We start from the raw sequence: 25,639 nt of genomic DNA on the forward strand, positions 1-25,639 counted from the left end.
CACTATATATTTATATTATCAATATATCTGGAAGCTTTTTTTGATTTAATGTCTCCCCAAGGCATTTTTCTTGTTTTGGGGTAGGTGACATACAAAAATCTTTTCGTTCTGGTAAAAGCTACATATGCGTTGTTTTTTTCTTGTTGTAATTCTAATCCACCTTTTTGTACTGCTCGATAATCAGGAAAAGTTCCTTCATCCATACCAATTAAAAAGACAATGTCAGCTTCTTGTCCCTTCATTGTATGAACTGTGCTTAAACATATACCTTCTTTTATTTTTGATGAACTAGTTATACCCAATGAAATAGAGTTTTTAAAACCGACTAGGCTTCGCTTAATATTCTTTTTTTGATATTCGAGCCATAAATCTGAAAACTCATCAATTTCATTAATTATTAAATTTCGCTCTTCATCTGAAAATGTTAGATCCAAGTTATCCATAATAGATTGTTTCAGGATTTTAATCTTTAGTGATAAATTATCGATATTCAAATTATCAATAAATTTTAAAATATTATTGATAGGTTTAAGTTTAGGATTTATGTTATTTAGTTCAAATACATTATTAACTTTTAGTAATTTTTTTAGCCTTTCTAAATGTAATTGATCGTTTTCATTTAAAAATATTCTAAAATATAGATCAAAAGCTTTCATAAAACTAGTTGAAAATTTTATGCCTATATTTCCACTTTTAAAATAATATGGTATATTATTAATCTTTAATAATTGCTCAATCTCTTCAAAAATGAATTTATTACGACCAAGAATCGCTATTTTATTATAGGTGATTTCTCCTTCAATATCATCATGATATTTTAAATTAATAAGTGCCTTAATTTTATTTAAAATATATTCAGCTTCAGATCTTTCTGACTGACACGCCTTAATTTCAAAAATACCTTCAACCACGTAATTATTTATATCAGGTTTAGAAATTAGTGTATTTGAAGCATTTATTACATTCTTTGAACATCTGTAATTCTCATCTAACTCATATTTTTTAACAATAAAATCATTAATGAAATTATTTGTCATAAATTCAGAACTAGAGCCAGTAAAAGCATATATGGATTGATTAGGATCACCCACCAGCATGATATTTTTTATTTTATTTCCACTGATAGCCTTTAATAACTGATATTGTGCATTATTTAGGTCTTGTGCTTCATCTATACAAATATATTCATAGGATTTTCGATATAAATTTCCTACAGATTCATTGTTTTTTAATAATTTATAAATTAGTAAGATTAAATCATCAAAATCAATAGCATTATTTGATAATAAAATATCTTGATATGTTTCAAAAAGTATTAATAATTCATCATTATCTGAATGTTCAATTAAATCTTCAGGACTTACTAATTCTCTTTTAACTGTAGATATAAAATCTAAAACCTTTCTTTTGTATAATGTTCTCTCTTTTGAATCTTTTGACTCGTAAATTTCCTTAAAATATGGAACATCATTTATTGCTTGTTCAATAATTTCTGTTCTGTCGGAATCATCCTCAAAAATATGTGGCATTTTTTCATATCCTAATAGCTTAAATCTTATTTCTAGAATAGACTGGCAGAAACTGTGAAAAGTTCCTATATAAACTTTTTCTTTGGTTTTTTCAGTAATTCCAATCCGATCTTTAATCTCTTCACCAGCTTTATTTGTAAAAGTTATTGCAAGAATTCGTCCTTTGGATGAAGTCATTAATCTTTTAATGCGTTCGGTTAAGACTCTTGTTTTTCCACTACCAGCACTTGCAACAACTAAAAATGCTCCACTATTTAATTCTACAATTTCTGACTGTTTAGGGGATAATTTAATTTGTTCCATTTTGTCCTAAATTTAAGGTTGCATTTATTTTATCAAATAATTCTTTTATTTTCAATGGTAATTCTTTTTTTGATTTTAGTAATACATGACAAATTTCTGATGCAAATTTTGTTTTCATATTAACAATTAAATCATAGTATTCCTCATCTTTGATCTTTGTTAGCTCTTTTTCTTTTGCTTTTGTATGTTTTTCATTAAAGCATTCAGATAATTCAATGTTTTTATAAGCTTCTTTTACTTCATCTAAATAACCTTGCTCTATAAGTTCTTTTTCGAAATCGTTTCCATTATGAAGAAAAACAACCGAATTAAGATCGTTATTTTTTGAATTTTTAATTTGTTTTTTTACTTCTTTATTAGCTTCAGCTTCATTGTCACTAAAAATAAAATAGATAATATTGAAACTTTCACAAAAATTTATATACGGTGTATAGTTGCCACTACCTCCAACACCTATAAAGTCAACCCCTAACTCAACAAATGACATTCCAAAATACTTTTCAATTAATATAGGAAGTACCTGCTCTTCTGTCTCACCTTCAAATAATACAACAGCCTTAGAAAAAAATAATTCCCCTCTTGTATTTATTACTTGACGTTTTATTTTTCTCAACTGTTCCTTAGTAAATAGATTGTTATCAATTTGACCTATTAAAACTTCATTATTATGATTTTTTAAACTTCTTATTTCCAACAATTCGGCATTTCCAGCAATATAATTAGAATGTGTTGAAATTATTTTTTGACCAGCAATAGCTTTTATTTGAGAATATAATTTTTTTTGAGCGTTTGGATGCAAATGAGATTCAGGCTCTTCTACCGCTAGTATCGGAAAATATACCTTTTCATTTTCAACATATTTATTACTGTAGTAATTTAAAAATGATTTAATTATTAATAATGAAGACCAACTTCTTGTTCCCATACCATGATAATCCATAGAAAATTGAGAATAATTAATTTGTACTCCTTTATTTAAATCTCTTAGTTTTTTTGTGAAGGGAGTTATGTCAACAGAATTGTTGGGATTATCCATTGCTGTATCTAATTCACCAAGTGTTTGTGATAGATTTACTAAAACATCACTTTTTTCAATAGTAATTTTATTTAGTTCCTCTATTAGACCTTCTATTTCGGCTTTATCAGTAGGATCATATTCTATTGTAGAAAGTAGTTTACCCAAATATGATGTCTTAGATTTTAAATCATCTAAAATATCTCTATTGGCATCAATATAATAAAATGGTAATTCATCAAAATAAAAACTAAAGTCAGTATCATATTGTCTTTCATACCAAAAACCTGAAGAATCTTCAAATTCTCCCCATTCATTTATCAAATATTGTTTCTTTCTAAATATTTTTTTATTTTGATCTTCTTCAATTAATGTTCTAAAAGATAGAGTTTGTCCACCTTCTTCGTCAATAACAATTCTATTTTCTGTCAATACTGAAAACCAATCATCGTTAAATTCAGTAATTGCTTCTAATTTTTCATTTGTAGGTATAAATAATAAATCAATTATAATTTTATCACATTCTCTATCAGCACAGTAAAAAAAATCATCTGCTGAAACGGTAATAGTATTACTTAAAGCTAATTGTAAAGCTTTAAGAAATGTGGTTTTTCCTGAATTGTTTGCTCCAACTAATATCGTTGTGGGTTCTAAATTCATTTCAATATTTTCTAACCCTCTAAAACCATGGATTCTAATTTGTTTTAATAATATACTCATTTTCTGGTTATTTCTAGTCTGTGAATGTAAAAGTAAATTATTTATTATTTTAAATTCTTTCAAATATATTGAAATCTATTTTGGGGCTTGCTAAAAAGGTATGCTTTTTGTTTGCTACACACAAATTACAAAAAATCATATATTTGTAGTTCAAATTTTATCGGAAAATAAAAGTGTAAAAACTTTTGCTTTTGTCTTGTGAATCGGCAAAATTCAATATTATCACAAAATGCAGAAAGTTTAGCACACTTGTCATACGGCAAGTGGCTATCCCTGCTATATGTGATAAGGCTTTGCCGAGCCAACAAGACTAGAGCAAGTGATATAACCACTTGCTTTTCTAATTTTTCAGAAAAGCTGTTTACCGTAAAAGCTAATCATAAATTCAAAAATTTAATTATATGAAAAAGTTTTTAACAGCATTAGTAATTATTGTTTCAACAATGGCTTTTGCGCAACAAACAGAAAATCAAAAACAAACTGTCAAAGAATGTGATTTGCCTTCTAATTATCAGGAACCAAAACCAGACAAAAAAATCCAGTCTTGGTTAAAACGTGCTGATGCTACTATTGAAGATTTAAGAAAACACATTGCAGTAGAAAATGAGTGTAATGAGAAAGATGTAATCTTTTTAAGAATTTCTGAACAGAAAGGAAATGGAATGTATTCCGTTTGCGTTGTAGGAAAGCCAATGAAATATAAACGCATGGGAACAGTTTTTATGGGAGCAAATGAAAATCCTTTTGATACAGCAAAATAACATACTAATCTTAACTGTATGAAAAAGGTTTTATCATTATTCTTGTTTGGAAGTTTTACTATTGTTTATTCACAATCGGGTACAGTTACCTTAGATGAACAGTTTAAGTCAGAGGCTTACAATCCCAATGCTTATCAATATACGCCACCACCCGAAGCCTCTAAACAAAAAGATCAAAGTTTGTATCCTGATTGGACAAACAAGATTAAAGAACCTGCCATATCAGAGGATATTAGACCTGAAATAAAAGAAACTGTCAAACAGATAAAAAAAATCCCAAAAGAAAAAGAGTCCGACAAAGTTCAGGAAGTTATTGACGAAATGTTTCCTAATAAAATTCCTATTGCTTATGAAGCTCCTGCTTCCCAAACTGTAAAGCCAATAAAACAAAAGCCTACCGTTTCAGTATATCAAAACTCAAAAAATCAGCACAGTTTTGATATTGACAAATTAATAAATGTTTTGACAATGCTGTTTCTAATACTCGTTGTAATACTATTTTTCATATGGCTTACTTCAAAAAACAAGGCTAATATTAAAGTCATGCCAATAACAAATGAAAATCCGCTTTCATACATTCAAAGGGAAGAAATGCTGAAAGAAACTCTTATCGAAACAGCAAAACAAACACTTGTTTCAGATTTAAGAGAAATGGAAATTAAAGGAATTTTGGACGATCGAGAGATAGCCATACAAACTCTTTTGAGAACTTATCAAGAACTCTCGTTGAATCGAGCTAATGAATATTCCAAATCTTCTGATATTCCAAAGATTGAAATTGAAAAAATTATTAAAAGTGTTTATCAAAGTTTAAAAATTCAATATTATAAATTATAAGTCGATGATAATTAGAAAGATAAATTGTATATAAAATAAGCCACATTTAGTGGCTTTATTTTACAAATACATTTCTTCATTTCTTTTTCTTTCAATATCAATTTCTTTATCAATAAGCTCTAATCTACTCATTGCCCATTCTCTTACTTTTGATATTTTGTGATCCGAAAGCGTCATGAATATTTGTTTTTTCCCTTCCAGAAGAGGAACTGTTGATCCAACCCATGAGTACGTTCCCATGTTTGCACTAAAGCTGCTAATCACATTTTTATTTGCTCCAAACGTGTCTAATAATCTAATTGCAATAGGATTTAATTCATTGTATTTAGTGTTTTCTTCTGCATAAATAGGAACTAATTGAGCCAGTCTTTCAGGGGCTGTATCAGGTAGTTCTTCTGCCCATTTAAATATTTTTTCTATATCTCCTTTAAACAATAGTCCTTCACCTCTTCTGTAACTACTGCCAATATGAGACCCAAGAACATTTTTTAGTCCAAAAAACCTTATATATTCTTCATCATTACTTACAAGATAAGTACTTAGATCATTCCATATTTGGTCAAAATATTTTAAAATTAGTATCTCATATATTTTTTCGATTTCATTATCTATTCGGTGAGAATTTTGCCAAGTAATATTTTTAACAATTGTATTATTTATAAATTTTGCAAATTCATCTTCTTTCTCATCATTTAATATACTTATGATTAAGTGTGATATTTTATATTCACTAAAATCCAACATGTTGGGAAATCTACTAAATAATGTTTTAGCATATGTTTTTATTTCATAAATAATCAAATTGTTATAAGTTAAATTAAAGATGTTTTCAAATATGAAAACTAAACCTTTTTCTTGATCTCTTTTTAAAATCTCCTCAAAAAAATCTTCAATTTGTTTATAATTAGCTTTTGAAAGGGACTGGAAAAAATTATTATTATAAAGTTTTTGAATACTTTCTCCGTTATCAATTAAGTTGAATAAATAGCTAAAATATTCTATTCCACTATTATCAACACTTAATAGATAAAATAAAGAGTCTTGAAGTTTTACATTCTCAAAAAGTTTCTTATATGTAATTTTTTTATTTTCATTATCTATTTGATCAAGAAAACCTGCTAGAAGGACATAATTACGATTCTCAGATGATATCTTTTCTAGATTTAAAATGGCTAAATTTAAAAATAACTCAATACAATTATCTTCACCTTTTAAAACTTCAAATAACTTTTTACCAAAAGCAAATGTGAAATTAGGTCTCGAGCTAAATAGTATTGGAAAATATTCATCCCATGGATATTTATTTTCAATAAATTCTTCAGCTAAATTATTAAAATATTCGATTTCTTTATCATATGAAAAATCTTCTAAATCTAAGTGTAGATACTCTATTCCTTTAGTGAATCTAAATTTAAAATCATCCTTAGATAGGTTGGTAATATATTTATTTATTAATTCAAGCTCTGTTTCTGATAGAAAATCTTTGTCATATTTTTTAACTTGCTTTAAGGCTTTTAAACCAATATCATAATCCCAATTTTTTAATTCAAAAATTATTTTGAGATAATCTTTAATAAGTTCAAATTTTCCATATCTAGCAAATGATCTCGCTGCTCCTAAAATTATTTCAATTGATTTCTCTGAAAATTCAGTATCAGTTATTTGTGTTGTTAATAATTCTAATATATTTTTCCAATACTTATCTATTTCTTCATAGGTAGGATGATAATCTTGTAATTTTTTAAATCCTTGAGATTCTGCCCCCATAAATCTTGAAAAATGAGAAGTGTCAAGAGCGGCCTTGATGGATTTAAATGTTAAATCTTTTGAGTATTGATCTTTTCTATCAAGACACCACTTCAGAATTGAAAATCTTTGATCTAAATCAGCTTCTGTACCAGGCAATAATATTTTAAATAAGTGAATGAATTCTCCAGTTGCATTATTTGACCAACTTTCATTTTCAGCTAAAGCAAATAAGAATAAGGTTTTTGCGCTTTTGTCAAAAGTTCTTTTATCAAAACAAAGTTTTTCTAATGACCAAATTATATTCCGTCTTCCTTCTTCTATATTCTGAAGCTCAACTATACTCATTTGTCCAAAAATAGCCCATAAAGTATTTGATGTAGTTATAGGATTCACTTCAACAAATGAGCGAAAGAGGCGTGAACCCAATTCTGAATTTAAAACTTTCGCATCATGAAAAGGGCCACCTACAGATGTTAGTCCGCTAACTATTTCGGCTGCCTTAGGGTTAAAGTTTAAATATTTCATTTGCTTAGCAAATGACTCCACTATATTTGTTTTATGTTCAGGTTCTTGAATGTTCGTTAAATAGTCGATTATATTAGTCATTTTTGGTGTTGTACAGGTTTCTAACCATTCGCCAGCCAAATACATTGCTAATGGTAGAGGTCTCATGCTTATATAATGTCCTGTTTTTTGAAAAATCTGTCTGTTCAAATAATGATTACAAGTTTCTGTAAATCGATTTATTAGAACATCGTCATTTTGAATATCAACACTTGTTATATTTTTATTCACTGCAATATACTCAAGTTGCTTTCTATGATCATCTTCAAATCCAATATAATTAAACAATGAACAAGATCTTAATATATTTCTATCAATATCATTATTTCCTTTTTCACCAAGTAATTTGTCTATTAACTCTTTGTTTTCAATTTTACCAAACTTTGAATTATCTGCTTTTACTCCTTCTGATAATAAGGTTGCCATTAGGGGTATTCCCTGTGAAAATTCACTAATTCTTTTTTTTACATCTTCATTAAAATGAGAAAAGTCCTCTTCAATAATTTCATTAACTATATCATTTAATTTTTTTTGATCCATTAATAACACTGGGATATCAGGACGTTTATACAATTCTAACTCTTCGGGATTTGAATTAATGGAAATTAAAAATATCTTGTTATTTTCTTTGTTTAAATAATTTAATAGATTAATATGCTTGTCTATTCGACAGTTGTCTAAGATTAGAATCTTATCCTCATTATTGTCTTGTAGTTCTAAAATATACTTCGTTAAATCTAGTTCAGGTTTTTCTTGGAAATCGTAATATAATATTCTACTTGTTAGCTTAATACTATCATTATCCCCATCGATAGGCCTAAAGGTCTCTAATAGAATTCTACTTTTGCCCATTCCAGATAGACCTATTAATCTAAGATTATTTTCAATAGTAATTGAGTTTTGAATTGTAGATATTAAATTGCTTATTAATTCATTTTTGTGGTATTTGTTAAATGGTCTCCAAACTTCCGCCCATTCATACCATGATATAAATGGGCGATATTTGTTTTTTCTAGTTTTAAGAGTGAAAATTGTCGTTGTTGTTATTGCTTCAATTAATGATTTTACAAGCTTTTCTAGGATTATATTTTTATTAGTATCCAAAGCATTGTATGAGTATGAAATAGGAAATCTTAGATGTTTAATATCAAAAGGAAGTTCTATGCCAACCTCTTTTAGTGAGCCATACTCTTCATTAATAACCGCAATAATATTTTCAACACCAATTTCATTATAAGCGATTCCATACTCTAATAACACATTTGGATTTGGTGAAAGCTTTAAATATTTTAAAAATTCGGCAAAATTGGGTTCTTTTCTGACATCCGATGGGGGAGTATTAGTCAATGTTAAATCAGAAATAAAAATATCGCAGTTTGGTATTCTTTTATCTAAGATCTCATGAGCTGGTGAAACAGAGCCAGAACTTCCTGACGTGCCTTCAAGTAACTCATACTCAATATCCATAAAGTCAGGTAGTTTATAGATTGATTTTATAGCCTCTTCAATTGCCTTTTTGATAAAAAACCTATTATACTTTCCTTCTGTGGTGGCTTGCCATGAATAAAAAATCTTTATTTTCATATAATATCTGAATGTTTAATATTATTTGGTTTTTAAATTATTAGTTTAACAAATATATAAAGATTGTTTGTCCTAAAGCTATATCATATTTATTAGAATGTGGGTCAGTGAAATTTCTGAATCTGTTTTTGAATAATATGATTTAAAAACTTTTATTTCAGTATATGGAGTTAATTGTTTAGTTTCATCATAAACATTATTAAACTTAATGTTTTCCTTATCAAATTCTTGTATATATTTTAGATATTTTACACTAAAATTTTTAAAATTCTTTCCTGTATAATATATTCCTAAATATTTTTCGGGCAATCCATTTACATCATATTTATTAATAATTTTGATTATATGAGAATCTATATCGCTTGTTTTTAGAGATGATAGGTTCATACCTTCAAAAATAGACATTACTCCATCTTGTTCAATTTTTATGTCTAATTCTCCTTGCTTTATGCCCCTTGCTGATTTACCCCATCTTGCTTGGTCTTTGCTTATAATACCTTGATATGATAATTGATTTGAAATAAAGACATTTCTTGAATCTTCATCATTATTTATTGCAGCAGAAAGTCCTTGTAATTGAGAAATTGAAGTAAGTAGTTTGTATATAAGTTTTTCTTCTGGTTTTGTACTTCTATATAGATTAAGAATCTTACTTATCTCCACCGAAATTGCTGATTTATGACAATCAATAAAAAATTTATCCTTTTCTATGAATTTTCTTAATACATTATATCTAAAAAAATACGGTTCAGATTTTTGGCAATGTTCACAATTACAAGGTATTTCTTCATAAATATCTTGATTTTCAACCAAATTGAAGTCGGAATAAATTTTTGATAATTCTGTACGTATCAATGTAAGTAAATCTCTTTTTTGGACACCTATTACCGTAATATCTAAAACTTTTAAAATATTGTTAGTTATAACAAGTGCTTTTGACATTTCATAGTTTAATACAGCACCGTTTTTCCAATAATTATTTGATCCTCCTAGTAAATAAAATAATTTGCAGATTAATCTACTCATTAAACCTTTAGGCATAAAATTAAATTTAACCCTATAGTTTAAAGCTCCATCAATCTTAAATTCTCTTATTTCTAACTCATTTGTAATATTGCTTTTTAAAAGTTCTGGAACAATATATAGATTTTGTGCTCCTACTGCTTTAAAACAAATCGCAAACTTTTCCATTAGCTGTAATAATTGATGATGCGTTTCAGTTGGATAAATATCAGTATTAAGATAGCTTTCCAAATCAGAATAATTAAAGACACCATTGTTTTTTTGAATGGGAATGCAATCAATTAATGAATAAACAGCCTTTGTTGCCCATTGGGGATTAATTATTATAATGTTTTTTAAGATCGTATCTGCCTTAAAGTGAATAATATCTCCTATATCATGTAAATATTCACTAACTAAATCTAATTGATTTTTATTGATTTGTAAATTACTCTTCTTACAAATATTTTTAAATTCTGTATAGTTTACATAATCCTTTTTAATTTTGTTTAGTCTTTTTCTTATTTCAATCCATTGTAAAGGTAAGGTGTCCCCTAAATGATTCATATTTTTAATGCAATCTTCAATTGCATTATTTAATTTTTTTATACCGATTTTCTTTAGACATGAAACTTGATGGAAGCTATGAATGTTGGAGTATAATTGTCTATATGTTTTTTCGTTAATATCTCCATGACGTATATCACATTTATTCATAACCACAAGTATAGGACTGCTCTGTCCTAATAGTTTTATTGTATTTAACCAGTATTCAAAGTCTGTTTCTGAATCGTCTTTTCGAGGTTCCCATACAAAAACATAAATTGATCTTTTAGTTAAAAAGAATTGATGTGTAGAGTAATAGATTTCTTGACCTCCAAAATCCCACAGGTTTATTTTTACATCCTTATGTATAAATAGATCCTGAACAAATGTTTGTTGTGATAAATAATAAACTCTTTCAGATTCATCAAAATCGTATAAAAGATCATCAATGCCTACATAGTCATCAAAATAATTAATGGTTTCTTTAACTTTTCCATGTTTATCTTCATCCTCTATTATTTCTATGGCAAGTTTTTTTTGATAGAGATTATCAGCTTCTGAATGATGTGTATAATGAGGTTTATTTGCAGGAAAATAAACGTCAATATTCATTTTATCAATGTTAATTCCATGAGTTGTATCTTCTTTACCTTTTATAACTCTTGTTTTATTGTTTTTTAAAACTTTCATAAGAGTTGTTTTCCCAACTTCACCTTTTCCTACAAAAATAAGTTTTGTTTCATATAGCTTTTCCCTATTGTCATAATTTTTGATAAGATCAAAATAGTCTTTAATTCTTTGAATACTGCTATCAACCAATGCTTCTGGTAACTTGCTAATAAAAGGATTGGATTGAAAATCTATCTCGGTTTTATAGTTTAAATAAGTTAAACTCTCTGGAACATCGTATAACAAGTTATTTGAAATATTTATATACGTATGAGCATAATATACCCCATATATAAAATCAATATTGGTTAAATAATTATTTTTAAGGTTTAATATTTTTAAATATCTCATTTTTGCTACCATTTCGGGTAATGTTGGTAGAAAATTATAGCTTAGATCAAGCTCAATAAGATAATCCATATTAGAGATATCTTCAGGAATATCTAATAGTCTAAGACCACTTAAATTTAAATAATTATTTTTCTTTTGCTTTGCAAGTCTAATACGTTCAATAGCGATCTCAATATTCTTTGTGTTGTTCATGGTGAAAAAAAAATGACTATAAATATAGTTAAACTGATTCAGGTAAAATATTTTTTATTTGGAAGGACAGTAGGGTGAATGTATGGATAGAATTTTTGTTGAGGAATAATTTAAATAAAAATGAAGCAAGCGTATATAGTAGAATTTACTACAATTTAACACCAAAAATATTTTGAGTGTACAGATGAAACATACTATCTCTCACTGATACCCTCTCAAAGTCTTCTTTTTTGGTAGCCCCCTCCAAATTGTCAATTTTTTTTCAAAAGTAAATTTTGTTTTATTTGATTTTGTGGATCTGTTTTTATTTTCCACTTGCTGTTTTGTATGATTATTGGCCCTCAGTTTGTAGATTGATAGTAGGCTTTTTACAGTTGTTTTTGTTTGTGTGATTTCTACTTAAAATATTTTAAACTTTAATTTTATAATTAAATATTTTTGTAATGATGAATAGAAATAATACGAATTATAAGTATTTAGAATTGACCTTGACCTTAGCCTTAACCTTTTGTATGAAAATAGCTAAAATAAAAAAGCAACCAACTGATTTACAATTGATTGCTCTTTTTATTATGTAGACCCACAGGGATTCGAACCCCGACTGACGGTACCAAAAACCGGAGTGCTACCGTTACACTATAGGTCTGCTTTATTTTGGTGTTGCAAATTTATATATTTTTTTCTTATTTACAAATATCTTCTTTCAATTTTCTGCTGTTTATAAGAAAAAATAGGATTTGATTTTTTGAAATCCCAGGCTCATTGGAATACAAGAAGAATCTTTTTGCTAAAAAATCAAACCAGGATGATGAAATTTTTAATGAAAAATATTTGAATAATAATAAAAACAAAAACCATCCTCAAAAAGGATGGTTTGTAGACCCACAGGGATTCGAACCCCGAATGACGGTACCAAAAACCGGAGTGTTACCGTTACACTATAGGTCTGTTTTATTTTGGTGGTGCAAATTTACAGCTTTTTTCTTTACATACAAGAACTTTTTGATTTTTTTTTTAAATTTACTGTAGATTTTATTTACGGAAAATATGCTGATAGACTTCAATAATCTCAATATTAATCAATTATCGTTCAATACGGAATTTGAAAAGAAAGTGAAAATTTTTCTGGGAGAATGGTTTTCAGAAAAAACAGGCGTAAATGTGCAAACATCGGGCTCTACAGGAGTTCCAAAAATTTTTGAAATTGAGAAAAAGAAAATGGTCAATTCTGCAGTGATGACCTGCAAGTTTTTGGGATTAAAAAAAGGAGATACTGCATTACTATGCCTGCCTGTAGAATATATCTCCGGAAAAATGATGATTGTACGTTCTATAGAAAGAGTATTAAAGTTAAAAGTTGCTGAGCCTTCTCTGAAACCTGTAGAAAACCTGGAAGAAGAAATAGATTTTTGCGCTATGACTCCGCTTCAGGTAGAAAATTCACTGGAGAAACTTCATCTGATCAAAAATCTGATTATTGGGGGTGCAGCAGTTTCAGAAAGTCTGAAAAATAAAATTCTGCAGATGAACCTTAATTCTTCAAACCGTATTTTTGAAACTTATGGAATGTCAGAAACGCTTTCTCATATTGGCTTAAAACAATTGATGCCGGAACAGGAAGATTATTTCACCGTTTTTGAAAATGTATCCATTTCACTGGATGAAAGAGGATGTCTGAAAATTTATGCACCTAATGTAAATGCTGAAGAATTACAAACTAATGATTTAGTTGACATTAGAAACGAAAAAAACTTTAAATTCCTGGGGAGAATTGATAATGTTATCAACTCTGGAGGAGCGAAAATTTTCCCTGAAGCTCTTGAAGCCTTGGTGAAAAAGGAAATACCAAATGAAGCCGTATTTATAGGTTTGCCGGATGAAAGTTTGGGTCAGAAATTGATACTGATTATAGAAGGAAATCAATCAGATGAGATCATAAAGAAAATTTCAGAAATACCATTTGAGAAAAATTTCCATAAACCCAAAGAAATTATTTTCATCAGTGAAATTCCGCGCACACCCAATGGAAAAGTAAATAGAATGGAATTGTATAAAATATAAATATTTAGTAAAAAAATGAAAGACTTTTCAAAAGAACTCAGTTTCAAAACTTCCCGCAGTAGTGGTGCAGGAGGACAGAACGTTAACAAAGTAGAAACTGCTGTTACTGTACTTTGGAAAGTAGATGCATCAGAGTTTTTCAATGAGGATCAAAAAGTATTGATTCAGGATAAACTGAAAAACAGAATCAATGCAGAAGGTTTTTTATTCCTTACAGTTTCAGAAAGCAGAACCCAGCTGATGAATAAAAATAAAGCCACTGAAAAAATAATAGACATTGTAAACAAAGCCCTTATTGTTCCGAAGAAAAGAACCGCAACAAAACCTTCAAGAGCTCAGAAACAGAAGAGGCTTGATGGCAAGAAAAAACTATCTGATAAAAAAGAGAACAGGCGTTTCAAATTTTAGCTTGTTTCTCCCGGAGAAAATTTTAATTTTGCCGGAAACTTTAAAACCATGATAAAAAAACTAATTCTATTGGGAACTATTTCGAGTTCTTTATTTTCTTTTGCACAGGAAAAAATAACCATCATACCTGCTGTAGGATATGCATGGAGAGTAGCTAAAACAGCACCAGGTCTTTCCATGGCAGAAAAAAATTACGTTAAAGGATTGAAAAACGGAATTCATTTTGAAATTGCTGCTTATTATAATTTGAAAAACATTGGGATTGGTGCTAAATTTTCCAACTATAATGCTTCCAGCAGCGGAGTATTGAGCGGATACAATATGAATGGACAGGCGGTCACAGCTTCTATAAGCACTAAAGATAATATTACATTCTTTGGACCTTCCGTTATGTTCTCCAATTATACCAAACCAACAAACCATAAACTTGTTGCTGATGTATCTCTTGGAGTAATTACCTATACTACAAAAACAGCAGCTGTAAAAGGTACAGGTTCCAACCTTGGTCTGGAACTGGGGGCAGCCTATCAATATGCAGTTTCGAAAAACTTTATGATAGGTCCTAAGTTGGGAATTACGGCAGGAACATTGAGCAAAATAAAAGTGAATGGACAGACCGCTGATCTTGATGATGACCAGAAAGAAGGTCTGACAAGAGTTTCTTTGAGCGCAGCAGCTACATTTCGTTTTTAAATGCTATCTTTGTAAGGATTACATATAATCTCATAATAATGGCAGCAACAATCTCTTTCTCGGCAGAACGCAGGCAATCAGGATTGTTGCTGTCATTACTTTATTTACACACAGATTCTTTTCTGAAAAGTTCTAAGGACTTTATCAATTAAGCCCTGTCAGGATCCAAGACAGGGAATTATTCCGGATTTTATTTATTGCTTTTTTTGCAGTTTTCTATAGAGGAAGGCTGTTGTATGCCTGGATTCTACATTGGGTCGTCAGCGAATAACTGCATTTTAATTTAAAAAAAATTGAAAAATGTCCAATCATATTATTGTAACCACCGGAATTTATGATGCTATAAAAGATACAATCAGAAGAAAAAAAGTGAGCATCGGAGAAGAAAAAAGACTTACGGAAGAACTTAGAAATGCAAAACAGGTATTGAGAAGAGATTTGCCTGCTGATATCGTAACAGTTGAAAGGAAAGTAACTTTAAAAGACCATACCTTAGATTTTGAACACGAATATATTTTTGTACCGTCTACCAAAGCAAAACTTAAAAAGAATAAACATTCCATACTATCCGATATTGCTCTTGCAGTAGTAGGATATAAAGTGGGGGATGTTATCAACTGGCCGTTCAGAGACGGAGAAAGAAAAATTGAGATTCTGAAAGTGGAAGCCTGGGAGGGATAACCCTTTTTGAATAACATTAAGTTGAATTACAATGAAAGCGTGGCTATTTGAGCTGCGCTTTTTATTTCATTGGCTCAACTGTTTTGGAAAACGGAAAGGCACAAGCTTTTTATATACTATGTGCTTTAAGGCGCAAGGATTTTATCTCCGATAAAATTTTGTCCTGTTGAATCTAGCTGAAAATCTTACATCGAGCGAAGTCGAAATGTTCTTGCGCCTTAAAAATATACCTAACTCATGAAAAACTTTTGCGCCTTTGCGTTTTCCAATAAAACAACTTTGTTATTTAACAAATGATAAAAAAAGACTCCTCTGTTATACTTTCTTCAAGTGCTTTGGCTGCATTCCGTTTTTAAGTTTTATCTTTGCAAAAATTAAAAAAATGAGCAAACCGATAACTGAATTCATAGAAAAGTATTACCTGCACTTCAACGCAGCTGCATTGGTGGATGCTTCTAAAGGATATGTTGCACATCTTAAAGATGGCGGAAAAATGATGATTACTTTGGCTGGAGCAATGTCTACTGCTGAATTAGGGAAGATTCTTGCTGAAATGATTCGTCAGGGGAAAGTAGATTTTATCTCTTGTACAGGGGCTAACCTTGAAGAAGATTTAATGAACCTTGTAGCACACTCTCACTATGAAAGAGTTCCTCATTATAGAGATTTGACTGCTCAGGACGAGTGGGATCTTTTAGAAAGAGGTCTGAACAGAGTTACAGATACTTGTATCCCTGAAGAAGAAGCTTTCAGAAGATTACAAAAACATATCGTTGAGATCTGGAAAGATGCTGAAGCTAAAGGAGAAAGATATTTCCCTCACGAATTCATGTACAAAATGATCCTTTCAGGAGTATTGGAGCAATATTATGAGATTCCTAGAGAAAACTCTTGGATGATTGCTGCTGCAGAAGCTAATTTGCCAATCGTAGTACCAGGATGGGAAGATTCTACAATGGGTAACATTTTTGCTTCTTACTGTATCAAAGGAGAGCTTAAAGCTACTACAATGAAATCAGGAATTGAATATATGACTTACCTTGCTGACTGGTATACTAAAAATTCAGCAGGAAAAGGAGTTGGATTCTTCCAGATTGGTGGAGGTATCGCAGGAGATTTCCCTATTTGTGTAGTACCAATGTTATATCAGGATATGGAAATGCATGACATTCCTTTCTGGTCTTATTTCTGTCAGATTTCTGATTCTACAACATCTTACGGATCTTATTCAGGTGCTGTTCCAAATGAAAAAATCACTTGGGGTAAACTGGATATCACTACACCGAAATTTATCGTTGAAAGTGATGCAACTATCTGTGCACCATTGATGTTCTCTTACATTTTAGAAAACGCTTAAGCACAAAATTCTCATCAGAGATTATCATACAGCGCTCCAATTTATTTGGAGCGCTTTTTATTTTAGCATTTGGAAATAGATTTGTTTTAAAAACTCAAACTATTTAAACCATTAAGAAAAATGAAGAGAGAGCTAAAAAAATAGCTTTAGCTATTAATACTCTAAAAACTTAAATGGTCTTAGGTTCAAATAAAATATGATAACAATTTTATCGGAGATAAAATCCTTGCGCCTTAAAGCGCATAGTATATAAAAAGCTTGCACCTTTGCGTTTTCCAAAATTCTCCACAGACATCTGTGGCAAAAGACATTCATATTCAGAAAAATCAATCCAAAGAATTTACCAGCACAAAATAACGATATGCCAGAATTCCCTTTTCAATCTTAGTCAGATGATTAGGATCCTTCTTGCTCAACTTTGGAAGTACCTTTTTATTAATGGCATTCAACAGCCTGAAAAATGATTTTTTCATATCTTTATCTTTTAATCAAACATCATTGAGGCTGAAAGAGTTCAAAAATGATGCAAAAAAGAAAGTACGCTTAAAATAATCATTTGATATGGACGAAATTTTTAAACAGCAGGTATACGAAGTTGCAAGACTTATCCCTAAAGGACGTGTTTCTACGTATGGAGCCATCGCAAAAGCAGTTGGTTATCCCAACCATTCCAGACACGTAGGAAAAGCGATGGGAGGATGTCCGAAAGATGTTCCTGCTCACCGCGTCATATCAAGCTCAGGAATTTTATCTGTTCCGGAATTTCAACCTAAGCTTGAAGCAGAGGGAATCACTGTAGAAAATCTTAGAATAAAAAATTTCAAAAAACTGTTCTGGGATCCGTTGGCTGAATTGTAAATTTTAAGTTTCGGAAACGATGATTTTTTTAACGCAAAGCTTTTATCTATAGGCTGTACTATTTTTAAGGGAGCAAAGAAGGGAATCAATTTCATTGATTTTTTTAAGCGAACGTATTGCCCCAAAGCTTCATCAGCGAAAGAGTCGCAACTCTTTGCCACCTGAAGTAAAACATTCGAATCATTAAGTACTTTGCGTCAAAAAACTCATACATCAATATTACATATCACAAAAAAATGTCACTTCATAGTTGAATATGAGTGACACCAATATTTTTAAAGTTTCAAACCGTATTATTTTTTTCCGCTTGGGAGACCTTTCAGTTCTTCTTTAAGTCTTTCATTTTCTTCTTTTAATAAAGCAATATAGTTTTGTAGGTTTTCAATAATATCTCCCGGAATATTATCATAGTTATTCAGACTATTAATAACTCCTGCAGAAGAAGATCTGTCATTAAATACAGGATGGTTATTATTAATTACTACTGTAGCTTCCTCTTCTTCATAAATGTCCTCAATGGGTACATCCAGAAAACGGGCAAGTTTGTCCCATTCATCTTTTACGATCCTCACATCACCGCTTTCTTTTCTGCTGTAATTAGATACATCTGTTGCGATAAAGTCAGCTACCTGCTGTTGAGTGTAGCCTTTTTGCTTTCTGATGACGCGTAATTTTTCTTTTTGCATGACCTACATTTTATACAAAAATGGCAAAAAAGCATAAGCTATACAATAGAAAACGAATAAAATGTAGAGTAAAGCAATGAAGATTAAGAGAAAAGAAGGAACAGGTTTATAATATTCAGATTATTTATATTAGCTGTTGATGATTTTTAGATTGTTAGAAAACGCAAAGACGCAAAGATTTTTTCATGCGTTAGGTATATTTTTAAGGCGCAAGAACATTTCGACTTCGCTCAATGTAAGATTTTCAGCTAGATTCAACAGGACAAAATTTTATCGGAGATAAAATCCTTGCGCCCTAAAGCGCATAGTATATAAAAATCTTGCGCCTTTGCGTTTTCCCAACCTCTGTAGACAAAAAAAGACTGCTTCAAAATGAAACAGTCTCTTGTAAATTATTTTTCAAGTTGCTTATAGCTTCTCTGTATAAAATCTGTCAGGTCTTTTCCTTTCAGTAAGTTTTGTGAAAGCTTGGCAAGATCCAAAGCATATTTGATTAAGCTTTCCTTCTCTTCAGCATTTTCAGTTTTTAAAATCTGATTGGAAAGCTCACTATTGGAGTTTACCACAAGATTGTACATCTCCGGGAAACCTCCCATTCCAAACATACCACCACCGCCTGTAGCCTGCATTTCTTTCATTCTTCTCATGAATTCAGGTTGGGTAATAGTGAATGGAGCATCATTGCTGTCAAGATCTTCAAGCTGAACTGTAAACTTAGAATCCTGTATAGCTTCTTCAACATTCTTTTTCAAAGATTCTTTTTCAGTTTCATTCAGTTTTGAAATTACCGGCTCATCTTTTTTAATCAGGTTGTTCACGTGATCTGCATCTACTCTTGCAAAAGAGATATTTTCTTTTGAAGTTTCCAGCTTTTGGATAACGTGTGGAGTGATAGGAGAGTCTAATAACAGAACCTCATATCCTTTATCCTTTGCAGACTGGATATAGCTGTGCTGTTCATCAGCATTGGTAGCATAAAGTACAACCAGTTTATTATCTTTATCCGTTTGGATAGGTTTGATTTTCTCAACCAGTTCATCCCAAAGGAAATATTTTCCGTCTGTAGTAGGATATAACGTGAATTTGTCTGCTTTTTCAGCAAATTTTTCTTCCGTAATAATTCCGTACTCGATTACGATTTTAATATCATTCCACTTTTTCTCGTAGTCTTCACGGTTTTCGTTGATTAAAGAGGCCATTTTGTCGGCTACTTTTTTCGTGATGTAAGATGAAATCTTCTTTACAGCGCCATCAGCCTGAAGATAAGAACGGGAAACGTTCAATGGAATATCCGGAGAATCAATAACTCCTCTCAGTAGCATCAGAAAGTCCGGAACAATTCCTTTTACTTCGTCCGTTACGAATACCTGGTTTTGATATAATTGAATTTTATCCTTGTCGATATTTAAATTATTGCTCAGTTTCGGGAAGAAAAGAACTCCCGTAAGGTTGAAAGGATAATCAACGTTCAGGTGAATATTGAATAAAGGCTCCTCAAACTGCATTGGATACAGCTCGTGGTAGAATTTCATATAATCTTCGTTGGTCAGTTCGCTTGGAGCGATCGTCCATGCCGGTACCGGATTATTGATGATATTGTCTACCTCTTCCGTTTCTGCTACTGAATCTTCAGGAGCGTCATCCGGTAAAGGAAGTGTATGGGTCTTAGTCCCGAATTTGATCGGAACAGGCATGAATTTATTATACTTTAATAACAGTTCACGGATTTTTCCTTCTTCTAAAAATTCTACAGAATCTTCAGCAATATGAAGGATGATTTCAGTTCCTCTATCAGTTTTGTCAGTAGTTTCTTCAAGAGTGAATTCCGGGCTTCCATCGCAGATCCAACGTACAGCTGGTTCATCTTTATAAGACTTTGTAAGAATTTCTACCTTTTCAGCCACCATAAATGCAGAGTAGAATCCAAGACCGAAATGTCCGATAATCCCTGAATCTTTCGCAGAATCTTTATATTTTTCCAAAAACTCCTCAGCTCCTGAGAAAGCAACCTGGTTGATGTATTTTTCAACTTCTTCACCTGTCATCCCAATACCCTGGTCGATAATACGTAAAGTTTTCTGGTCTTTATCAATTTTAACTTCAAGTTTCGGATTTCCGTATTCCACTTTTGCTTCTCCGATGCTTGTTAAATGTTTTAATTTTAAAGTAGCATCCGTTGCATTGGAGATCAATTCTCTTAAGAATATTTCGTGGTCACTGTAAAGAAATTTTTTAATAAGCGGGAAAATATTTTCCACAGATACATTAATATTTCCTTTAGTCATCATATTTTATATTTTAATTGTTCAACATACTTCTCAAAAAAAATACCATGAAGATGAAAGTGACAGAATGTCATTTTTTCAAACTGAAACGGCCTTGTTATATAGATTTGTCAAAGAAATACCTTACTTTTAATTCTTAAAATATTTTAAAAATGAAGTTGAAATGTACAGTTTTTATGCTGCTCATCATGACCTTCTGGGTATATGGGCAGAAGAAGCCTTTAGACCATTCTGTCTATGACAGTTGGCAGAATATTGGCTCGAGAAAAATCTCCAATGATGGAAAATGGGTTGCCTATTCTGTAGATGCTCAGGAAGGAAATTCTAACCTTTCTTTATATTCCATTAAAAATAAAACGTCAAAGAAGTTTGCAAGAGGAACAAAAGTAGATTTTACGAATGATTCCAGGTTTGCTGTCTTTCAAATCCGTCCGCAGTATAAAGATATAAAAGCAGTAAAAGATAAAAAACTTAAGAAGAATAAATTAACAAAAGACAGCCTTGCGATTGTTGATTTTTTACATGATAAAACAGAGAAAATCCCGAATGTGAAATCATTTAAAATTCCTGAAAAAGCAGGTTCTAATGTTGCTTATCTTCTGGAGAATACAAAAGATAAATCTTCGGATGATGCCTCCGATAAAGAAGATGGAGACGAAAATAAAGATGAAGATAAAAATGTAAAGCCTTTGCAGCTGATTGTTCGAAATCTTTTGGATGGAAAAACTACGGAATATTATAATGTAATCCGTTATGAGTTTAGTAAAAATGGAAAGCAACTTGTTTTCGTGACTAAAAAACCGGAAGAAAAACCTAAAAAGGATAAAAAAGAAGTAAAGGATTCCGCAGATGAGAAATCTGAGGACAAAAAAGATACAGATAAATCAAAACCTAAGAAATATGCACTTCAGACCGTACAGGTTGTAGATCTGCAAAAAGGAACTGTAAATAAGATTTCAGAAATGGAAGGCGATTTTTCACAATTGTCTTTTGATGAAGAAGGAAATCAACTGGCATATGTGGGAACTTCTTCCGCACAAAATGATTTGGTGAAATTGTATCAGTTGTATTATTTTAATTTTAAAGGAAATAAAAAAGAAACTGTTACCAATAAAAATGCGCAGATGAAGAAGAACTGGGTAATTTCTGAAAACCGTTTACCGTTATTCAGTAAAAATGGGAAACAGTTGTATTTCGGTGTTGCTCCAAAGCCTATCGCGAAAGATACTGCAATGATTGCGAATGACCATGCCATTGTAGACATCTGGAATTATAAAGATGATTATCTGCAAACAGTGCAGCTAAAGGAATTGAAAAATGATCTGAAAAAATCTTATGCCGCGGTAATGCAGACGGAAAAACCGGATGTCTTCAGAAAAATAGATGGTGAAGATTTGGATACTTTAAGACTGGTAAATGAGGGGAATGCTGAATTTGCGCTTGGTATTACAAGTTTAAACAACCGTATTTCTTCACAATGGGAAGGGGCAACAAAGAAAACGTATTTCCTGATTGATAATAAAACAGGGGAAAGAACGGAAATTATTCAGAATCTGAACGGTTCGGCGGCTGTATCTCCACTAGGAAAATTTGTTGTGATTTTTGACAGAGAAAAAGGGAAATGGCTGAGTTATAATGTGAAAACCAAACAAACTCTTCCATTGAGTAGCGGATTACCTGTTTCATTTGTGGACGAGGAATTTGATATGCCGGATTTTCCAAATTCTTATGGTATTGCATCCTGGACAGATAATGATGAATCTGTGATTATCAGAGACCGCTATGATCTTTGGGAGTTTTTCCTGAATGGTTCAAAAAAACCTAGGAATATCACTAACGGATTTGGACGTAAAAATAAAATAACATTTGATACCTACGATTTAGATAAAGATATTAAAAGCTTAAACCGAAAATCCGCCATTTATTTATCAGCATTTGATAATACATCCAAAGCGAATGGAATTTTTAAGATCTCTATTCAGTCGAATTCTGATCCGGTAAAAATCCAGATGGAAAATGTATGGGGATACAGAAGTCTTCAAAAAGCAAAAAATGCAGAAAAATATATTATGGTAAAGGAATCATACACTGATTCTCCCAATATTTTTGCAACATCTGATTTCTCAAAACAACAAAAGCTGAGTGATACGAATCCGCAACAAAACCAGTATAACTGGGGTACAGATGAACTGGTAAACTGGACAACACCAAAAGGGAATACTTCTACAGGAGTTTTATACAAACCGGAAAATTTCGATCCGAATAAAAAATATCCTATGATTGTCTATTTCTATGAAAAACTTTCTGATAATCTGAACCGCTATGTTGCGCCCGCTCCTACACCTTCAAGATTGAATATTTCTTATTTTGTGAGCAACGGATATCTGGTTTTCACACCTGATATTTCTTATACAGATGGTTTCCCTGGAGAATCTGCAATGGAATACATTAATTCCGGAGTTGAAAAGCTAAAGCAAAATTCCTGGGTAGATGGTACTAAAATCGGAATTCAGGGACAAAGCTGGGGTGGTTATCAGGTAGCCTATCTTATTGCTCATACCAATATGTATGCAGCCGCGTGGAGTGGAGCTCCTGTTGTTAACATGACTTCTGCATATGGTGGAATCCGATGGACATCGGGGATGAACAGACAGTTTCAGTATGAGAAATCACAAAGCAGATTAGGAAAAAATCTATGGGAAGCACCGGATCTTTATATTAAAAATTCACCGCTTTTTACTATTGATAAAGTACAGACTCCGGTAGTAATTATGAGTAATGATAAAGATGGTGCAGTGCCATGGTATCAGGGAATTGAAATGTTTACTGCATTACGCCGTCTCGGAAAGCCGGTATGGCTTCTGAACTATAACGGTGATGATCATAATCTGGTAAAACGCCAGAACAGAAAGGATATTCAAATCCGTGAACAGCAGTTTTTTGATTACTATCTTAAAGGTGCTAAAGCTCCGGTCTGGATGACGAAAGGTATTCCAGCTACCCAAAAAGGAAAAGATTGGGGATTTGAGCTGACAGATGATAAGCCTAATTAATATGAACCCGGCGGAGCCAAAGGCTCCGCCGGGTTTTTTTATACTTCTCAGAAAATATATCACAAAACATAAACTGACACAATGGCATTTTTTTTATGATGGGTCTGTTGGGCACTTTTATTATATTTACCGCCAATTATAAATAACAGTATGGGAATCTTTGATTTTTTTAAGAAGAAAAATAACAATCAGGAAAATGTAAGTACTTTGGTTCAGGAAATGGAAATGCCGGAGGAAAAATTAGTAGTACAGGAAGTAGCGGAAGAAGTGGTGGAAACAATACCGGAAATCCCTTCATCACAATTGGAAGAGCCGAAGACAGTAAATAAGGAATATGAAAAAATCAAAATTTACAACGATTATATAGTCTATTCTATAGCGCTTCAGCTAAGAGGGGAGTATACACCTATTTCTGCTTTTGAAAAAGAAAATGGTGAGGTAGAAGGCTTTGCTTATATGGTAACAGAAGATGCTTATGCACTTGCTCCACAACAGGCGATCGCACAAATGGAAGAAAAATTTGAAAACGAACTTCAGGAGGGTAAGATCAAATCTTATATGATTTTGTATCACTCTCAGTTTGATAATAATGCTAATCATAATCCGGCAACAAAAGAAGAAGAATTTAAAGCAATTTCACTTTCTTATCATTTTGAAGGATCTGATAAGGCAAAAACAGGGCTTCCTTATATTTTTGAAAATCAAAATGTCACTTATAAAGGTTTTGCAGAGTTTTCTCACGAAGAAAATAATGAGATCATGAATCATCAGTTAGTGGATGGTAAGGATTATTTCCCGAATACAGAAGGAATTGCTGCTCCTGAAACAACTAATGAAGCAGGAATTATCATAAGAAAATCAAATGTTCATAATCTTGTGAATACCTGGAGCGGTATTTTTGGTCATGAAAATTTCCAGACTAAAGATTACGGTCAATATCTTACCACTGTTTTAATGCAGTCTACGGTTACAGATTCATCCGGTGAAGATAAAAACAAAACAGAATTTGAAGATGTAAGATTTAAAACTATTGTTACAGATGAATTGAGTACCATAATTCCGGAGGTAAAGACTAATTACACTTTAGATTTTGAAACAAGATCAATCAGGGAATGGGAAAATGCGCTGAATTTGCAGGCGATTGTAGCAGGGCCGGCCAGAGAAACTTTTGGAGTTTGGTTCTTTGCTACAGATTATGCTGAAAATAGAAACACTTACATGACTCAGCCTCATCTGAAGGTAAATATCAGCGGAATTGTTTTCATTCTTGACGTTCACACAAACACTGATTTACCTGATGGAACTAAAATGAGTGAAGACTTCACAACCTATGCACCAAGCCAGGATCTTCCTAATTATGCATGTTTTGATTTTATTGCACAGGTTGTAGACTTTAAAGAAACAGAATTACTTGAAGATGGCAGCGTTAAAGGATATATTCTGAAACTGAAATTGATTACCAACGAAGAGAATGAAGACTTCTTCACCATTGATGCTTTTGTGAATAAAGAAAATATGCGATTTGAAACTCCTGTAAAAGGGATGAAAGTTACCGGAGCAATTCAGCTGCAAGGTAAAATTGCTGAATAATTTAAAAGAATATAAAGGCTAAAGAGGTTGTTCCATGGAATGACCTCTTTTTTTATTTTCTGATCCTTCCTTTATTTATTTAAACGTAAAGAATTATGTGATTTGATAGCTGATGGTAAGGGTCCAAAAGGTTATGACTTTGTCG

17 protein-coding genes and 2 tRNA genes are annotated in these 25,639 nt (G+C 31.4%); 10 read left to right on the top strand and 9 right to left on the bottom strand.

Going from position 1 to position 25,639, the window contains the following annotated elements; translation table 11 throughout:
- Positions 1-2: 2 nt before the first annotated feature.
- Positions 3-1,832 (bottom strand): ATP-dependent helicase, encoded by a 1,830-nt coding sequence (locus tag LC457_RS10670; protein ID WP_223599825.1) that lies wholly within the window; start codon positions 1,830-1,832, stop codon positions 3-5.
- Entirely contained in the window at positions 1,819-3,567 is a 1,749-nt protein-coding gene (locus tag LC457_RS10675; RefSeq protein WP_223599826.1) for an ATP-dependent endonuclease, read from the bottom strand. Before LC457_RS10675 ends, LC457_RS10670 begins: the two co-directional genes overlap by 14 nt.
- A 401-nt stretch (positions 3,568-3,968) precedes the next feature.
- On the opposite strand from LC457_RS10675, the gene LC457_RS10680 reads away from it, so the two are divergent.
- Both LC457_RS10680 and LC457_RS10685 read left to right on the top strand, forming a co-directional pair.
- Positions 3,969-4,328: a hypothetical protein gene (locus tag LC457_RS10680; protein ID WP_223599827.1), complete on the top strand. Its 360-nt coding sequence runs from the start codon at positions 3,969-3,971 to the stop codon at positions 4,326-4,328.
- 18 nt (positions 4,329-4,346) lie between these two features.
- Positions 4,347-5,165, top strand: a complete 819-nt coding sequence (locus LC457_RS10685; RefSeq protein ID WP_223599828.1) for a hypothetical protein — start codon at positions 4,347-4,349, stop codon at positions 5,163-5,165.
- Positions 5,166-5,225: 60 nt separating this feature from the next.
- Here LC457_RS10685 and LC457_RS10690 read toward each other — a convergent pair whose 3' ends face one another.
- The 4 genes from LC457_RS10690 to LC457_RS10705 all read right to left on the bottom strand — a co-directional run bounded on the left by LC457_RS10690 (position 5,226) and on the right by LC457_RS10705 (position 12,770).
- Positions 5,226-9,062 carry a hypothetical protein gene (locus LC457_RS10690; protein ID WP_223599829.1) on the bottom strand — a complete coding sequence of 1,279 codons (3,837 nt, stop codon included), beginning with the start codon at positions 9,060-9,062 and terminating at the stop codon, positions 5,226-5,228.
- Positions 9,063-9,140: 78 nt separating this feature from the next.
- Positions 9,141-11,822, bottom strand: coding sequence for a COR domain-containing protein (locus LC457_RS10695; RefSeq protein WP_223599830.1), 2,682 nt, complete (start codon positions 11,820-11,822; stop codon positions 9,141-9,143).
- A 575-nt stretch (positions 11,823-12,397) separates the two neighbouring features.
- Positions 12,398-12,468: transfer RNA gene (locus LC457_RS10700), tRNA-Gln, on the bottom strand.
- Positions 12,469-12,699: 231 nt separating this feature from the next.
- Positions 12,700-12,770: transfer RNA gene (locus tag LC457_RS10705), tRNA-Gln, on the bottom strand.
- A 99-nt stretch (positions 12,771-12,869) separates the two neighbouring features.
- Between LC457_RS10705 and LC457_RS10710 the strand changes: the two genes are divergently transcribed.
- The 5 genes from LC457_RS10710 to LC457_RS10730 all read left to right on the top strand — a co-directional run bounded on the left by LC457_RS10710 (position 12,870) and on the right by LC457_RS10730 (position 17,022).
- The gene (locus LC457_RS10710) at positions 12,870-13,883 is read left to right on the top strand and encodes an AMP-binding protein (RefSeq protein WP_223599831.1); all 1,014 of its coding nucleotides are present in this window, start codon (positions 12,870-12,872) and stop codon (positions 13,881-13,883) included.
- A gap of 15 nt (positions 13,884-13,898) precedes the next feature.
- Positions 13,899-14,291 carry an alternative ribosome rescue aminoacyl-tRNA hydrolase ArfB gene (gene arfB, locus LC457_RS10715; RefSeq protein ID WP_223599832.1) on the top strand — a complete coding sequence of 131 codons (393 nt, stop codon included), beginning with the start codon at positions 13,899-13,901 and terminating at the stop codon, positions 14,289-14,291.
- Positions 14,292-14,339: 48 nt separating this feature from the next.
- Positions 14,340-14,984, top strand: a complete 645-nt coding sequence (locus LC457_RS10720) for a hypothetical protein (RefSeq protein ID WP_223599833.1) — start codon at positions 14,340-14,342, stop codon at positions 14,982-14,984.
- Between the two features lie 300 nt (positions 14,985-15,284).
- Complete coding sequence (locus LC457_RS10725; RefSeq protein WP_223599834.1) at positions 15,285-15,665, top strand: GreA/GreB family elongation factor; 381 nt, start codon at positions 15,285-15,287, stop codon at positions 15,663-15,665.
- Positions 15,666-16,047: 382 nt separating this feature from the next.
- Entirely contained in the window at positions 16,048-17,022 is a 975-nt protein-coding gene (locus LC457_RS10730) for a deoxyhypusine synthase family protein (protein WP_045500886.1), read from the top strand.
- 326 nt (positions 17,023-17,348) lie between these two features.
- Here LC457_RS10730 and LC457_RS10735 read toward each other — a convergent pair whose 3' ends face one another.
- Positions 17,349-17,495 carry a hypothetical protein gene (locus LC457_RS10735; RefSeq protein WP_223599835.1) on the bottom strand — a complete coding sequence of 49 codons (147 nt, stop codon included), beginning with the start codon at positions 17,493-17,495 and terminating at the stop codon, positions 17,349-17,351.
- Between the two features lie 88 nt (positions 17,496-17,583).
- On the opposite strand from LC457_RS10735, the gene LC457_RS10740 reads away from it, so the two are divergent.
- The gene (locus tag LC457_RS10740; RefSeq protein ID WP_213277048.1) at positions 17,584-17,880 is read left to right on the top strand and encodes an MGMT family protein; all 297 of its coding nucleotides are present in this window, start codon (positions 17,584-17,586) and stop codon (positions 17,878-17,880) included.
- A gap of 293 nt (positions 17,881-18,173) precedes the next feature.
- Here the strand turns inward: LC457_RS10740 and LC457_RS10745 are convergent, their stop codons facing one another.
- Both LC457_RS10745 and htpG read right to left on the bottom strand, forming a co-directional pair.
- Entirely contained in the window at positions 18,174-18,566 is a 393-nt protein-coding gene (locus LC457_RS10745) for a helix-turn-helix transcriptional regulator (RefSeq protein ID WP_223599836.1), read from the bottom strand.
- Positions 18,567-18,958: 392 nt separating this feature from the next.
- The gene (gene htpG, locus LC457_RS10750; RefSeq protein ID WP_223600107.1) at positions 18,959-20,851 is read right to left on the bottom strand and encodes a molecular chaperone HtpG; all 1,893 of its coding nucleotides are present in this window, start codon (positions 20,849-20,851) and stop codon (positions 18,959-18,961) included.
- A gap of 152 nt (positions 20,852-21,003) precedes the next feature.
- Here htpG and LC457_RS10755 point away from each other — a divergent pair, with 152 nt between their 5' ends.
- Positions 21,004-23,904, top strand: a complete 2,901-nt coding sequence (locus tag LC457_RS10755) for a S9 family peptidase (RefSeq protein ID WP_223599837.1) — start codon at positions 21,004-21,006, stop codon at positions 23,902-23,904.
- 150 nt (positions 23,905-24,054) lie between these two features.
- Positions 24,055-25,494 carry a hypothetical protein gene (locus LC457_RS10760; RefSeq protein ID WP_223599838.1) on the top strand — a complete coding sequence of 480 codons (1,440 nt, stop codon included), beginning with the start codon at positions 24,055-24,057 and terminating at the stop codon, positions 25,492-25,494.
- The last annotated feature ends 145 nt before the right edge of the window (positions 25,495-25,639 follow it).

It is taken from the genome of Chryseobacterium sp. GVT01B (assembly GCF_019970045.1).
Taxonomy (GTDB): domain Bacteria; phylum Bacteroidota; class Bacteroidia; order Flavobacteriales; family Weeksellaceae; genus Chryseobacterium.